The organism is Pseudomonas sp. SIMBA_068, from assembly GCF_046534705.1.
Classification (GTDB): Bacteria; Pseudomonadota; Gammaproteobacteria; order Pseudomonadales; family Pseudomonadaceae; genus Aquipseudomonas; species Aquipseudomonas putida.
The window spans coordinates 1-233 of sequence record NZ_JAWRYI010001751.1 but is presented as its reverse complement, the minus strand read 5'-3'; the positions used below and the strand labels follow the sequence as shown (position 1 = coordinate 233).

Sequence of the window (233 nt, the reverse complement as noted above, 5' to 3'; positions counted from 1 at the left end):
CGTGAGTTGCTGGATGGTCTGGAAGAGTGTCCGGAAGATCTCTACCTGATCGAGGGTGATCCGCAGTCGTTCGATGACAGCGTCTTCAGCGTCGATGAACTACAGAATGCGGTGGTGGTGAAGGTGGCAGAGCGTCAGTGGCGCTACTCCCGCTTCCCGAAAATACCGCTGTTTGGCCGCGCGGCGCGTGAGAATCAGCTGGAGCTGCTGCACCTTGAGCGTGATAAGCTGGC

Annotated in this window: 1 protein-coding gene; it reads left to right on the top strand. The window is 58.4% G+C overall.

Going from position 1 to position 233, the window contains the following annotated elements; translation table 11 throughout:
* Positions 1 to 233 (top strand): hypothetical protein (locus tag SB756_RS35750; RefSeq protein ID WP_410913976.1); only part of this gene is annotated, 233 nt, incomplete at both ends.